13 protein-coding genes are annotated in these 14194 nt (G+C 59.6%); 5 read left to right on the top strand and 8 right to left on the bottom strand.

Going from position 1 to position 14194, the window contains the following annotated elements; all coding sequences use genetic code 11:
* Positions 1–91: 91 nt before the first annotated feature.
* Positions 92–1297 carry an amidohydrolase family protein gene (locus L0U82_RS22980; protein WP_233834794.1) on the bottom strand — a complete coding sequence of 402 codons (1206 nt, stop codon included), beginning with the start codon at positions 1295–1297 and terminating at the stop codon, positions 92–94.
* A 339-nt stretch (positions 1298–1636) separates the two neighbouring features.
* Here L0U82_RS22980 and L0U82_RS22975 point away from each other — a divergent pair, with 339 nt between their 5' ends.
* Complete coding sequence (locus L0U82_RS22975; protein ID WP_267929790.1) at positions 1637–2488, top strand: LysR family transcriptional regulator; 852 nt, start codon at positions 1637–1639, stop codon at positions 2486–2488.
* 24 nt (positions 2489–2512) lie between these two features.
* Here the strand turns inward: L0U82_RS22975 and L0U82_RS22970 are convergent, their stop codons facing one another.
* Complete coding sequence (locus L0U82_RS22970; RefSeq protein WP_233834793.1) at positions 2513–3628, bottom strand: MBL fold metallo-hydrolase; 1116 nt, start codon at positions 3626–3628, stop codon at positions 2513–2515.
* Positions 3629–3892: 264 nt separating this feature from the next.
* Entirely contained in the window at positions 3893–4579 is a 687-nt protein-coding gene (locus L0U82_RS22965) for a FadR/GntR family transcriptional regulator (RefSeq protein WP_233834791.1), read from the bottom strand.
* A gap of 203 nt (positions 4580–4782) precedes the next feature.
* Here L0U82_RS22965 and L0U82_RS22960 point away from each other — a divergent pair, with 203 nt between their 5' ends.
* From L0U82_RS22960 to gtdA, 3 genes are all read left to right on the top strand, one after another.
* A complete protein-coding gene (locus L0U82_RS22960) occupies positions 4783–6309 on the top strand; it encodes a UxaA family hydrolase (RefSeq protein WP_233834789.1) in 1527 nt (508 codons plus the stop codon).
* Between the two features lie 396 nt (positions 6310–6705).
* A complete protein-coding gene (locus L0U82_RS22955) occupies positions 6706–7563 on the top strand; it encodes a fumarylacetoacetate hydrolase family protein (protein WP_233834787.1) in 858 nt (285 codons plus the stop codon).
* A 30-nt stretch (positions 7564–7593) separates the two neighbouring features.
* Complete coding sequence (gene gtdA, locus L0U82_RS22950) at positions 7594–8643, top strand: gentisate 1,2-dioxygenase (protein WP_233834785.1); 1050 nt, start codon at positions 7594–7596, stop codon at positions 8641–8643.
* 31 nt (positions 8644–8674) lie between these two features.
* Here gtdA and L0U82_RS22945 read toward each other — a convergent pair whose 3' ends face one another.
* The 5 genes from L0U82_RS22945 to L0U82_RS22925 all read right to left on the bottom strand — a co-directional run bounded on the left by L0U82_RS22945 (position 8675) and on the right by L0U82_RS22925 (position 12732).
* Positions 8675–9193, bottom strand: a complete 519-nt coding sequence (locus L0U82_RS22945; RefSeq protein WP_233834784.1) for a MarR family winged helix-turn-helix transcriptional regulator — start codon at positions 9191–9193, stop codon at positions 8675–8677.
* Between the two features lie 11 nt (positions 9194–9204).
* Positions 9205–10110: a LysR family transcriptional regulator gene (locus L0U82_RS22940; RefSeq protein ID WP_233834782.1), complete on the bottom strand. Its 906-nt coding sequence runs from the start codon at positions 10108–10110 to the stop codon at positions 9205–9207.
* A 5-nt stretch (positions 10111–10115) separates the two neighbouring features.
* The gene (locus L0U82_RS22935; protein WP_233834780.1) at positions 10116–10700 is read right to left on the bottom strand and encodes an NADPH-dependent FMN reductase; all 585 of its coding nucleotides are present in this window, start codon (positions 10698–10700) and stop codon (positions 10116–10118) included.
* A gap of 71 nt (positions 10701–10771) precedes the next feature.
* Entirely contained in the window at positions 10772–11953 is a 1182-nt protein-coding gene (locus tag L0U82_RS22930) for an LLM class flavin-dependent oxidoreductase (protein WP_233834778.1), read from the bottom strand.
* Positions 11950–12732, bottom strand: a complete 783-nt coding sequence (locus L0U82_RS22925) for an alpha/beta fold hydrolase (protein ID WP_233834776.1) — start codon at positions 12730–12732, stop codon at positions 11950–11952. Before L0U82_RS22925 ends, L0U82_RS22930 begins: the two co-directional genes overlap by 4 nt.
* A gap of 305 nt (positions 12733–13037) precedes the next feature.
* Between L0U82_RS22925 and L0U82_RS22920 the strand changes: the two genes are divergently transcribed.
* A complete protein-coding gene (locus tag L0U82_RS22920) occupies positions 13038–14147 on the top strand; it encodes a porin (protein ID WP_326489753.1) in 1110 nt (369 codons plus the stop codon).
* Positions 14148–14194: the final 47 nt, after the last annotated feature.

Genomic DNA, 14194 nt, shown 5'->3' with positions numbered 1-14194 from the left:
GCGATCAGTTTGGTTTGCATCGTTCGCAACGCGGCGTCGCGCCGTGAATTCAATGAGGTGCGAGGTCTTCAAAAAGGCCTCGCCTCATAAGTCACACTTCCGCGAGCAGTTCACCATCTCGCGCAACGATGCGTCCGCCGGACATCACCAGCTTGCGCTTCGGCCGCGCCGCCACCGCATGTGCAACCGTCTCGGCGTCGACCAGAACCAGATCGGCGCGCGCGCCCGCATGCAGACCGTAGTCGTCGAACCCGCAGCCGCGCGCCGCCGCCATACTCACGCAATCGAACGCGATCTCCAGCTCGTCATCGCGGCGCATGTCATAGCGCATGCCGATCAACATCGCGCGCTCGAGCATGTCGGGCGAGCCATACGGCGACCACGTATCGCGAATCCCGTCATTGCCGCCGAAGATTGTGATGCCTTTCTGCCGACAGATCTTTAACGGCGGAACCGGTGTCGACGGCGGCGCGGACGTCAGCAGCGCCACATTCAGCCGTGTGATCCGTTCGAGCAGCAGATCGCGCTGACGCTCCGGCAATGCGCCAAGGCAGAACGCGTGGCTCACCACCACCTGCCCCTGCATGCTCAATGCCTCGACGCGGTCGAGCAGCAGCTTGAAGGTGAACGCGCCGACTTCGCCGGGCTCGTGCAGGTGGATATCGATCGGCTTGCCATAGCGCCCGGCCAGCGCAAACGTCGCGTCGAGCGACGCAACCGGATCGCCGTCGATCAATGCCGGGTCCAGCGCACCGAGTACGTCCGCTCCGGCGGCCAGCGCGCGCGCCAGCAGTTCGTCCGTACCCGGACGCCCGAGCAGACCCGACTGCGGAAACGCGACGATCTGGATGTCGAGCAGATCGCGCATCGTCTCGCGGGTCCGCAGTACGCCTTCGATATGGCGCAATCCCGCATCGGTATCGACGTCGACGTGCGTACGCAAACGCGTGGTGCCCGCCTGCACGAATGCGCGCGCGATCGCAAGCGACTGCGCGGCGGCATCGTGACCGGATTCCTTGCGCCAGCGGCGCTCGTTATCGATACGATCGCGCAAGGTCGCGCCGACTTCGTTGCGATACCAGCGCAGGCCCCAGTTGGTCTTGTCGATATGCGTGTGGCCTTCGACGAAACCGGGCAACAGCAGCGCGCCGCCACCGTCTTCCACCGCGACGCCCGGTGGCGGCACGACGTCCGCGCCGAGCGCGACGATGCGCGTGCCTGAAATCGACACGGCCACCTGCTGCCCGTCGGGCAAGCGGACATTGGTAACGACGAGAGACGGCTGGGAAGATGTCATGATGATTTGACCGGAGTTGCGATGGGGGCGCGCAGGGTGACGACAAGAATACCGCCACACGCTGTGGCGCTAATCATTGCATGGTATCCACACACCACCACATTCAAAAAATGAAATGTTCCACTGGGACTCAGTTGAAATCCAAATATGGCGAACTACGCCAACGATATGAAAGCGGGCGGCTGGCGGGCAATACGCAATTGCCCTCCACCGGGACGCATGGTACAAGTCGGCTAACCCATTCGGAATTCGAATAATTCGATGAAGATCAGTGAAAAACCGAGTGCAAAGGCGAGCACAACAACGAGCGCAAAAGCAACCGCAAAAACACGCAGGCCGCTGTTCGATCTGGATCTGCTGAAAGCGGTCGTGATGGTCGCCGATTGCGGCACTTTCACCGCCGCGTCCGCACGGCTTCATTCGACCCAGTCGACCGTAAGTCAGAAAGTGCGGCGCCTCGAAGAGATGGCCGGCCATAAGCTGCTCGATCGCGGCAGCCGCGACGTGCGGCCGACCGATGCCGGTGAACTGCTGCTGGCCTACGCGCGCCGGATGCTCGCGCTCAACGATGAAATGATCGAAGCGCTGGCTGGCGCGACAGTGGGTTCGACGGTCCGGCTCGGCGTACCGGAAGACTTCGTCGGCGGCCCCACTACCCATATGCTCGCGACGTTCAATCGCAAGCATCCGCAAGTCAAACTCGAAGTCACCAGCGGCTTGAGCCGCGATTTAAGCAATAGCTACGATCGCGGCGAACTCGACCTGATCCTCGTCAAGCAGCGGCGCAATAGCCGTGAAGCCGTCGCGTGCTGGCCCGAGCAGTTGAGGTGGATCGACAGCGCGAAAAGCCCGTCGATCCACCTTGATCCGATTCCACTCGTCGCGTTCCCGCCGCGTGGCATATACCGCGACGACATGATCAACACGATTGAAGGACTCGGACGCCGCTGCCGGATCAGCTTTATCAGTTCAAGCTTGAGCGGCATTCAGGCGGCCGTCGCCGACGGCCTCGGCATCAGTCTGCTGCCCGCGCGCGCGGTCACGGCCGAGCATGTCGTGTTGACGCGCAAAAGCGGATTGCCGCCGATCGAGACGATGGACATCGCGCTACTGCATCGGCCGACCGCCGATCCGGTCGTCAAGGAACTCGCGCGGATGCTCAGCCGGATGTTCGGCACGCCGCGCCGCTGAACGCCAGCGCGCAACGCGACACGCTCAGCCGCACAACGAGTCGGCGCGCACACCTCGTGCCGCCTTCGGCACCGCAACGGACTCGGCGACATCGCGCCACCAGAGTTCGCCGCGATGCGGCGCGGCCAGGTCCAGCCGTTCGCCCATGCGTGGTGTCGACAGCGCGACGCCGCGCGCGAGGGCAAGGCCCATCACCCGCTCGAACGGCTCCTGCCAGCGGTGCATCGCGAGATCGAACGTGCCGTTGTGAATCGGCACGAGCCGGCGGCCGCGCAGATCGATGTGCGCCTGCACAGTCTCTTCCGGCTGCATATGAACGTACGGCCATTGCGCGTCGTACGCGCCGGTTTCGATCAGCGTGACATCGAATGGCCCAAGACGCTCGCCGATCATCCGGAAGCCGTCGAAGTAACCGGTGTCGCCGCTGAAGAACACTCGCAGATCGTTGTCGACGATCACCCACGACGCCCACAACGTACTGTTGCCGTCGAACAGGCTGCGCCCCGAAAAATGCTGCGCGGGCGTCGCGCTGAACTGCATGCCGTCGATCTCCGCGCCTTGCCACCAGTCGAGCTGCCTTACTTTCGATGCGTCGATGCCCCATTCGATCAGCCGGTCGCCGACGCCGAGCGGTGTCAGAAACACACCGGTGCTGTGTGCGAGCGCGAGCACGGTGTCACGATCGAGGTGGTCGTAATGGTCGTGCGACAGGATCACGCCTCGCAGCTGCGGCAAATCGGCGAGCGCAATCGGCGGCGCATGAAAACGCTTTGGGCCAACATTGCGGAACGGCGACGCGCGCTCGGCGAACACCGGATCGGTCAGCCAGAACTCACCACGCAGCTTCAGCAACATCGTTGAATGACCGAGCCGGTAGAGGCTGCGATCGGGCGCCGTATCGAGTTGCTCGCGGCTCAGCGCATCGATCGGTAACGCGGCGGCGGGCATCGTGCCGTTCGGTTTGTTGAACAGCACGTTCCACGCGATGCCGAGCGTCTTGCGCAGCCCTTCCGCGGGGCGCGGCTTGACGTTGCGAAAACGCTCGCCGTCATGCTGCGGCGAATGACTGGACAACGCGCGGCCGCGTTTCGCGGCGGCAAAACCGAGCATGCGGCTGACAACAGAGGGAAGCGACGTCATGAGCAAGGCCATCCGGGGAAAAATGTACACCCGGCAGTGTAGTTTATTTTCGTTAAAAGTACACTGATCAGTGCAATATTGCCCATCGCAAATATCAGAAAGAAAACCCTGCCACGCTCGTGGACCGGGTCAGCCAAGACTGGCCGACCTCCACGGAAGCGCTTACGTCGAACCCGTTCCGGTTTGCATCGTTTCTATAGATACCGCCGTATTTGCTCTGCTAGTGGGTGATCGCCGACGGCATCCCAGCTTGGCTTGGCCACTCTAAACGTTGAACTGCTTCCCCACATAGTCGATGTGCGCATACATGGCCTGCTGCGCCGCGTCCGGGTTACGCTCGCGAATTGCAAGAAAGATCGACTCGTGCTGAATCAGACGGTCGCGTGACTGTCGCGCCGCGTTCGCATTATTAGCGCTCGCCTCGTAGGTATTGCTCGCGATATGTTCGCGCAACATGCCGATCATGCTTGCATAGAACTGATCGAGCACACGATTGTGCGAAGCCGCGGCGAGCGCGGTATGAAACTCGCCATCCATTGCGGCTTCAGCGTGAACGTCCGCTCGTGCGACTGCGTCGCGCATGTGCTCGAGAATCGCCGCGAAATGTTCTACCTCCCGCTGCGACGAACGCTGCGCGGCGAAGCGCGCCGCCGCACACTCGAACACGAGTCGGAACTCGAGCGTTTCCGAGCGCAGCGGCGGTGTGTCCGCGATCAATTGCAGCCACGGCGCCGATAAGGTAGCCGGCTTCCTTTGCAGCAGATAGACACCGCTGCCGTGCCGCGCCTCGAGCAGCCCATTGCTCGCGAGCCGCGCGATCGCTTCACGCACCGTCGCGCGCGAGACACCGAAAGATTCAGCGAGCGCCCGCTCCGACGGCAGACGCTCGCCGGCCTGCCAGCGACCGTCCTGAATGCCCGACTCGATGCTGCGAATTGTCCGGCTCAGCACACTCGTACTTTTCGAACGACTTTCCACTGTCCACCCTATGCGGCTTCCTGGGAGCTTTGTTTCCGAGCTTACGGCAAAGTGGTCTGACCATTTTGCACGTGCTGCTTCATCGGTCGCATGATTAGCCCGCGCCGGAAAACGCGTGCTGCTTAAACGAAGAGCAGCGTCCGGCACACCTCACATTACGACTCAGGAGAACCGGAATGAGCCAGGCCACGCTTGCCATCAAACTGCACGACAACGACGATGTGCTGATCGCACGCGGCGCGTTAGCAGCAGGCACTATTCTCACCGATTTCAATAAGCTCGTGGTTGCCACGGACATTCCCGCCGCACACAAGGTCGCTTGCCGCGACGTCGCGCAGGGCGCGCCGCTGCGGCGCTATGGGCAGATCATCGGCTTCGCGACTCAGCCTATTCGCGCCGGCGATCACGTACATGTCCACAACATGTCGATGGGCGAGTTCGCGCGCGACTACGCTTTCGGCGAGGACGTCAGGGCCGTTGAACCCGCTGCCGCGCCGCTTACGTTCAACGGCTTCAAACGCGAGAGCGGCCGCGTCGCGACGCGCAACTATATCGGCGTGGTCAGCACCGTCAACTGCTCGGCGACCGTCACGAAGCTGGTCGCGCAACACTTTTCACAACCGGGCGCGCTCGCCGCCTATCCAAACGTCGATGGCATCGTGCCGATCACTCATAGCTTTGGCTGCTGCATCGACCATCACGGCGAGGGTATCCAGCAGTTGCGCCGCACGATCGGCGGCTATGTAAAGCATCCGAACTTTGCCGGCATCGTGATTATCGGACTGGGCTGCGAAGCGAACCAGATGGGCGCGATGTTCATCGCGGAAGGTGTCGAGCCGGGGCCATTGCTGGTGCCGCTCGTGATGCAGGACGAGGGCGGCACGCAAAAAACCGTCGACACGGCCATCGCCGCAATCGAAAAGATGCTGCCCGTCGCGAACCAGGCCGAGCGCGAACCGCTGCCTGTTTCTCACATCAACGTTGCGCTTCAATGCGGCGGCTCCGATGGTTATTCGGGCATCACCGCGAACCCGGCACTCGGTGCGGCGGTCGACTTGCTGGTGCGCCATGGCGGCACCGCAATTCTGTCGGAAACGCCCGAAATTTACGGCGCCGAGCATCTGCTGACTCGCCGCGCGATCAGCAAGGACGTCGGCGAGAAGATCGTCGAGCGGATTCACTGGTGGGAAGACTATGCCAGGCGCGAGAAAGGCAGCATCGACAACAATCCTACTCCCGGTAACAAGACCGGCGGTCTTACGACCATTCTCGAGAAGTCGCTCGGCGCGGTTGCAAAGAGCGGCTCGTCGCCACTGATGGGCGTGTATCGCTACGCCGAACCGATCGACACGAACGGGCTCGTCTTCATGGATGCGCCGGGTTACGACCCGATGGGCGCGACCGGTCAGATCGCGAGCGGTGCGAATCTCGTCGTGTTCACCACGGGCCGCGGCTCGTGCTTCGGCGCAAAGCCGGCACCGTCGATCAAGCTCGCGACCAACTCGGCGATGTTCAAGCGGATGGCCGACGACATGGACATCAATTGCGGCGACATCATGGAAGGCACGGCGACTGTCGAGCAAAAGGGCGAAGAGATCTTCCGGATGATCATCGAGGTCGCGTCGGGCCGTCAGAGCAGGAGCGAAGCGCTGGGCGTCGGCAATGAAGAATTCGTCCCCTGGATGATCGGCGCACAGATGTAACGAAGCGGTGAGTCGCGCAGCGCGCAGTGCGCTGCGCGTAGCGACCTTCCATTCTCACCCGGCCAGCCTACCGAAGCGCCCTATCGCGAACGGTCCACTCCGAACGTCACTGCGCAACATTCCCTACGGATATCAGCCATAGGCGCGTCGTCAAACAGGCGAGCGCCCAACCACTCAACGCTCCTGTCGCCTCCCCGATCCGGGCCTTGATGTCTGATCTTCGTCCCGCCGTACTCTCCCGTGTTAATTGCCGTTAATGGCAACTCTCCTGCAATAAGCGATCAATAATTTTGATAGGGCCTATCACGGGCCAGACCTCGACGGATTATGTCGCAGAGAATAACGTTCGGTGTTGTGCCGATATAGGGTCGGCAGCATACCCAGGAGACGCAAACAATGAAATTCTGTCGGTTCGGTGCAAACTGCTTCGGCATTGTCGAAGCAGACGTGGTTTATGACGTGACGCAGGCACTGGACGTTCTACCACAGGTGCGCTATCCGTTCCCCGCTAGTGATCTATTGATCGCAAACCTCGACGCGGTGCGTGAACGGGCGACCCAATTAAAGAAGGACGCACCCGCCATCCCGCTCGACAAGGTGCGACTGCTGAGTCCCGTTGCAAACCCGGGCAAGATCATTGCAGCGCCCGTCAACTACACGAAGCACCTGCAGGAAGTACTCGCGGATCAGCATCTACATCATGGCAACATGATCAACCACATCGAGAAGGCAGGCCTGTTTCTGAAGGCAGGCAGTTCGTTGATCGGCGCGGGTGACAACGTGCGTCTCGTGCACACGGACCGGCGCAACGACCACGAAGTGGAGCTTGCTGTCGTGATCGGCAAGTGCGGACGCAACATTGCGCGCGAACAGGCACTCGACTATGTCGCCGGTTACAGCATCGGCCTGGACATGACAATTCGCGGGCCGGAAGAGCGCAGCTTCCGTAAGTCACCTGATACATACACCGTGCTCGGCCCGTGGCTCGTGACGAAAGACGAAATCGACAATCCCGGCGCGCTCGATCTGTCGATCGCGGTCAACGGCGAAGTGCGTCAGAAAGCCAATACCAGCGATCTGATCATCGATGTGCCCGGCCTGATTGCATTCGCGTCGTCCTTTTACACACTGCACGCGGGTGACGTGATCATCACGGGTACACCCGAGGGCGTATCCCCCATCGTGCCAGGTGACACGATGGTCGCCACGATTGAGCGTGTCGGCACGCTGACCGTACAGGTCAGCGCTGCCTGAATCAACGCCGCCTAATTCATGGAGGGAGAGATGAGCGCGCAGGAACATGCAAAACCGGCGACTACGCCGGAACGTGAGGAATTTTACGGTCGCATCGGCAAAAAAGATCTGTCGCCGCTATGGGAGAACCTTGCCAGTCTCGTGACGCCACAACCGCGTCCGGCCTGCTTGCCCGCGCTGTGGAAGTATGACGACACGCGCGAATTTCTGATGGAAGCGGGCTCGCTGATCACCGCCGCCGAGGCTGAGCGCCGGGTACTCGTCATGGAGAACCCGGGCATTCCGGGCCAGTCGCAGATTACAGGAAGTCTCTATTCTGGTCTGCAACTGATCCTGCCGGGAGAAATAGCGCCGAGCCATCGGCACGCAGCCTGCGCGCTACGATTCGTGCTGGAAGGGACGGGTGCATACACGGCCGTTGATGGCGAACGCGTTTCGATGAGTCCCGGTGACTTCGTTCTCACCCCGTCGTGGACTTATCACGATCACGGCAATACGGGCGATGAACCGGTGATCTGGCTGGACGGTCTGGACGTGCCCATCGTCAATCTGTTCAGCACGAGCTTTGCCAATCGTTACCCGAACGAAACGCAGCCGGTCACGCGCGCGGAGGGCGACGCGCTGGCGCTTTACGGCACTAACATGTTGCCCTTCGGCTATGAGGTCCACGGTCTTAACAGCCCGCTTTTTGCGTATCGCTATGAACCATCACGTGCGGCTCTCGCGCAACTTGCGAAGCGTGGCGATCCTGATCCGTCACACGGATTCAAGGCGCAATACAGCAACCCGACCACGGGGGGAGCGCCGATGCCGACCATCGGTGCTTATCTGCAGCTCCTTCCGAAGGGTTTTGACGGTATCGAATACCGCAGCACCGATTCGACTGTCTTCGTTGCCGCTGAGGGTCGCGGCTACAGCATGATCGGTGGGCAGCGTTTTGACTGGACGCACCGCGATGTATTTGTCGTGCCGTCATGGATACCGGTTTCGCACCACACGCCAGATGACGAAGCCGTATTGTTCAGCTTCTCCGACCGGCCTGCCCAGCAGGTGCTAGGTCTGTGGCGCGAACAGGCTTAAGCGCAACGGAGGCCAGATGGCCTCCGTGTTTCTAGCGCGAACGTTTTGTTACCCGTGTCGATGCTGGCGGCAAATCCTGCGGCACGCGCACATGATCGCCGTTGAACTTCACGAGCTTGTGAAGTGTGTTCACGAACGCTTCGCGCTCGTGCGCGGTCAGACAGGCAAGAAACTTGTCTTGAGCCACCCATACGCCAGGCTCGGACTTCGTCAGCAAATTCCTGCCTTCGCGTGTCAATTCGAGCACCTTCGAGCGGCGATCGTGAGGTAAGGTCTTGCGTACCAGCACACCGCGCTGCTCCAGGCGACCAGCGACGTTACCCATCGTCGACTGATCAATCGCCAGGATTTCGGCAATGCGCCGTTGATCGCTACCGGGGAATTCCCGCACCGACATCATCACGGCGACCTGAACCGGTGTCACTTCATAACCTTCGGTTTCTTCGAACACCATCGCCGTGAGGATTTGCTGGATGCGGCGGATTAAAAATCCCGGAATGTGATTGACTCGAAAGTCGCTCGGGATTTCTGCATTGTGCTGAGTAGGCATAACGGCGTGTATCAGATATAAATTTCGGAAACCAGATTACGTAACCAGTTCAATTCGGGCGAACGCTTGTAGCGCTCGTGCCAGTGCATCATCACCATATACTCGGGTACCTCAAAAGGCAACGGAAGCGTACGTATCCCTAATCTGCAATTCCGCCAATGTTCTGCCAGGCGTGACGGCACGACTGCCAGGTAGTCGGTATGCTCGATGACGGCCGATACACCTAAAAAATTCGGAATTTCAATACCACATTTGCGGTCTATCCTGTGATCACGCATGGCCTGCTCAAGCACACTGTGCCCAGTACCATTCGGCAGGATGATCGCATGGAATTCTTCCCTAAACATGTCCAGCGTCAGCTTATCCGTAATACGCGGGTGCTCCTCACGCAGCACGCACACGAAATGATCCAGAAAGAGCCGCTGTTGAAAGAATCCGGCGCTGAAGGGAGGCAGAAATCCGATGGCAAGATCTATCTCACCCGATTCTAGCAGCGAAGGCGTCCTGTCGGATATCAGGGAGACCTGGAGCATGCTATTCGGCGCATGCGCCTGAAACTCGCGAATCAGCACTGGCAAGGTCACGATTTGACCGACATCGGCTAGTGCAATACGGAACACACGCCTGGTTGAACCGGCATCGAATGCAGCCTCGTATCCGAGCAACGCCTTCAGCTTCATTGATACTTCACTAGCGCGGATAATCAGTTCTTCCGCAAGTGATGTCGGTTCCATGCCGAGCGACGTCCGCACGAACAACGCGTCATTGAAATGCTTGCGCAGACGCGCAAGCGTCATGCTGATGGACGATTGAGTTACATGCAGGTTCTCGGCGGTTTCCGAAACACTGCGAGTCTGATGCAATTCGAGAAGAAGATGAAGCGTCTTTAAATCGATGTTATCCAATAGACGCGTCATGGCACTCATCCCGCAGTCGAATTTGCCACACGCATGCGCGCGAATTCCACGACCTGCTGCGCGACGAGGCGCAACTGGGCCGCCACGGCGGGATCGATTGCCTCACCCTGATCGAACTGCTTCGTCGCGGTATTGATGCCCGCACCGACCGGCGTGGGCCAGCCGCGCAAAGCGTGAATGATGGAGCGAAGCGTCGTCAGCGTCGTACCGACCGCCTGCCAGCCCGCGGCGCACACGATGCTGCCGACCGCACGGCCCTCGAAATAAGGGCGATTGTCGGTGCGCATATCCTCGGTATAGTCGAGCGCGTTCTTCACGAGGCCGGACAGCGAACCGTGATAGCCCGGCGACGCGATAATGACGCCGTCGGCTTCGCGCAGCAGCTTCACCAGCCGCTCCGAGCGTGCATCTTCCACGCGATTCTCTGGCGAGTACATTGGCAGCACCAGATCGTCACCCGCAATAATTTCGGTCTGCGCGCCGGCCTTCCCGGCAGCTTGCAGTGCAATCCGCAAGGCCGTTTCGCAGGAAGATCCCGCACGCGTCGTGCCGCCAATACCAACGATGCGCAGGGGTGTAGTTTCGGACATACGTGTATTTCCAGTGTGGTTACTGATAAGACTCGAGCGGCGGCACAACGCCGCTCGCGGGTACGGCAGGTTCAGGCCACCGCCGTTTCCGTGACGGTTTCACCCAACGGACGAATGTGTGGAATCACTTCATCTGCGAACGTCCTGATGTTCTTCATCGTGAGCTCATGCGGCAGCGAGCCGAACTGCATCAGGCTGATGAATACGCCGAAACCAAGTTCCTTCTGCATGGTCGTGATCTGCTCGCGAACCGTGGCGGGCGAACCGCACAGGAACATACCGCTCGCGATCAGATCATCAATCGTCTTCTCTGCCTTGCCTGCGGCGGTGACATTTCCCTTTGCAAGCAACATGCCCTTGATCGATGCGACCGATGTGTAGCCAGGCGGCAGCAGCATTTCCGGCGTCATGCGCAGGAGCTTGTTGAACATGAATTCGATGTGCGGCTTCGCCTCGGCACGTGCCTGCTCATCGGTTTCCGCCACGTACACCGGGCACGACCAGCCCATGTGTTCCGGGCCTGCCGTCCAACCGTTCCTGTCGGCCTGCTCCCGATACATCGTCATGTACTTGCGCAGCGCGGCCAGTGGGCTGAACGTTTGCAGGTACGTGTAACGGCGCGACGTGTCCGCGGCCCACTGGATCGTTTCGGTCGAACCCTGCGACGGAATCCAGATTTTTGGGCGCGGCTGCTGGTAAATGCGCGGCCACACGTTGACGTAATTGAACTGGTAGTGCTTGCCGTAGAACGCGAACGGCTCCGTCTCGGCCCACGCACGAACGATCATGTCATGCGCCTCGTGAAAGCGCTCGTGCGAATTGGCCGGGTTCGACGACCACGCGTGATATTCCGCGCCGATGCCACGAACGAAACCGGCGATCAGACGGCCTTCCGTGATGTTGTCGAGCATTGCGTACTCTTCCGCGACGGTCAGCGGATTGTTGAGCAGCGGCAGCGCGCGACCGAGCACGGCAATGGTTGCCCTCTTCGTCGCCCGGGCAAGTGCGCCGGCAATCACGCCGGGAATCGGCATCAGGCCATAAGCATTGCTGTGGTGCTCGTTCACGCACACGCCGTCGAAGCCGCACGTATCCGCATACACCAGTTCATCGATATAGCGGTTGTACAGCTTCGCGCCCTTCTTCGGATCGTAGTAGCTGTTCGGCAACGTGAGCCATGATGACGGGTACTTCTCGGAATAGGACGGATCCAGATCCGCGTACGGCATCAGATGCATCATGTGGAACTTCATTGTGCTTCTCCGTCGAATTCAGCGATGATTGCCAGCGTTTCGTCAGCCTTCTCGATCTGCGGCAGGTGACCACAATTCGCAATGACCTGCATGCGCGAACCGGGAATCAGCTTCTGGAATGCGTCTGCGTACGCGACCGGGATCAGCTTGTCATCGTCACCCCAGATGATCTGTGTCGGCACATCGATGCGGTGCATCCACTTGTAAAGATCGGGGTTATACAGGCGCGGCGCCCACGTGAGCTTCGCGGTCATGAGGTTGTTCTTCAGCATCAGGTCGATTTCGGCTTCGGCCGGTTCGACGGCAAGCAGCCGTTCGGCAATCGCCTGATCGTGGAACAGGTTGCGCGTGGTCTGTGCGTGATTCCACAGGAAGATATCGCCACGCTGCACACCCTGTACATAAATGCCTGCCGGTGAAATGAGAACGAGCGACTTGATCGCCGCCGTGCTGCGCACCGCGATTTCGGTAGCGATCCAGCCGCCAAGCGAATTGCCGATCACGCGCACGCCGGTCAGGCCCAGCGACTTGATGAAGTCGAGGTAGAAGTACGCTAGATCCCCCACGTTATCGAGCCATTCAGGTGTGTCCGATCCCCCATAGCCAGGATGTTCCGGGACGATCAGATCGTAGCGTTCAGCCAGCTTGTGCATGAACGGTGTCCAGTTCGTCGCGCCGCGAGCGCCATGCAGGAACAGGACGGGCGCACCTTTTCCACCACGCAATACACGAACCTTGCAGCCGTTGAGTTCGTGGAAGATTTCCGCAACGTCAGTCATTGAAATTTCCTCTGGTTAGGAAATGCTAAGTGTACTTATTGTTATGTATCATACTCACACGTAAAAACCCTGGTGCTTATCGGACGGGTACGTCGGTAAATAGGTGGCAGGCGCTATCCAGCGGCCTTTCACGCTGGCAGCGGTGATAGATCAACAAAATTGATAGGGACTATCACACGCAACGCATCGACATATCAACAGGCAAAACCGTAGAGTTGCCTCGCAATAACAGAAATCGAAAGGACTACGTCGATACGGGACAGCATTCCTGATAGTCGATCTCGCTATTAGGGTAGTTACCAAGTATGAGTTCAATAAGAAGCGTTGGAGACATCTCGATAATGAAGAAGCATCTGGTTATTTCCGCGGGCGCTATGGTTTGCTGTGCATCGGCAATGGCGCAAAACAGCGTCACGATCTACGGATCTCTGGGCGACAGCATCGCGTACAGCAGTAACGAACACGGTAGTCACCGCGTGTTCATGGGCGGCGGTACGACGCCGGAATGGATCGGCTTCACTGGCACTGAGGACCTGGGCGGCGGTCTCAAGGCACTCTTCAAACTGGAAGAAGGCATCATTACCGCATCGGGATCCAGCACGATTCCGGGCGAAATGTTCAGCCGTCAATCGTATGTCGGATTGCAAAACAACTTCGGCAAGATCACACTCGGCCGTCAGTTCGACATCACGAACGAAATGATCATGCCGCTGGCGAGTGGCTACAACACGACGATCTATCAGCTCTACCACATCGCCAACGTCGATGACATCGGTTCCACGTTTTTCAACAACGGCATCAAGTACACGTCGCCGGATTACCGCGGCTTCACGACGTCGGTGATGTACGGCTTCGATGACCCGAGCACGCAGCCCGGCCGTTATCTGGGCGCGGGCGTGACGTACAACAATGGTCCTCTGCGTGCAGCCTTCGTCTACAGTGCGGTGCACGACCGCGCAATCGCATTGAACTCCAAGGTGGGTTATACGGAGTTCGCAGGCGAGAATCTGATTCCTGGCGGCAATTTCATCGCCGAGTCGCAGGAAAGTATGCATGCGTTCGGTATGTACACATTCAACCAGTCATGGATGGTGCACGCCGGTTATTCCCACGTGCACTTTGTCGCCCAGAGTGGCACGACCGAGAACATGGACGTGGGTGAAGGTGGCGCGAACTGGCACACGAGCGCGTTCAACGTGATTGCAGGTGCTGTCTCGTATCAGCATGTCAACGACACGAACTACTACACCGCGGGCCTGAGCGACGTGTATTTCCTCTCGAAACGCACGCAACTGTTCGTTTCGACGGTGTACCAGCACACGACCGGTCAAGGGACTGCCGCAATGGCAATGCTTGCTCCGTCGTCCACGCATTCGCAGTTCGCGGCCTACATGGGCACGCAACTGTTCTTCTGACATAGCCGCCCAGGCCGGCTACGATTGAAACCGGCCTTTATAACCTC

The sequence above is a fragment of the Paraburkholderia sp. ZP32-5 genome (genome assembly GCF_021390495.1).
In the GTDB taxonomy this organism is placed as follows: Bacteria; Pseudomonadota; Gammaproteobacteria; order Burkholderiales; family Burkholderiaceae; genus Paraburkholderia.
The sequence above is the reverse complement of the archived record's forward strand: the minus strand, read 5'-3'. Positions and strand labels throughout refer to the sequence as shown.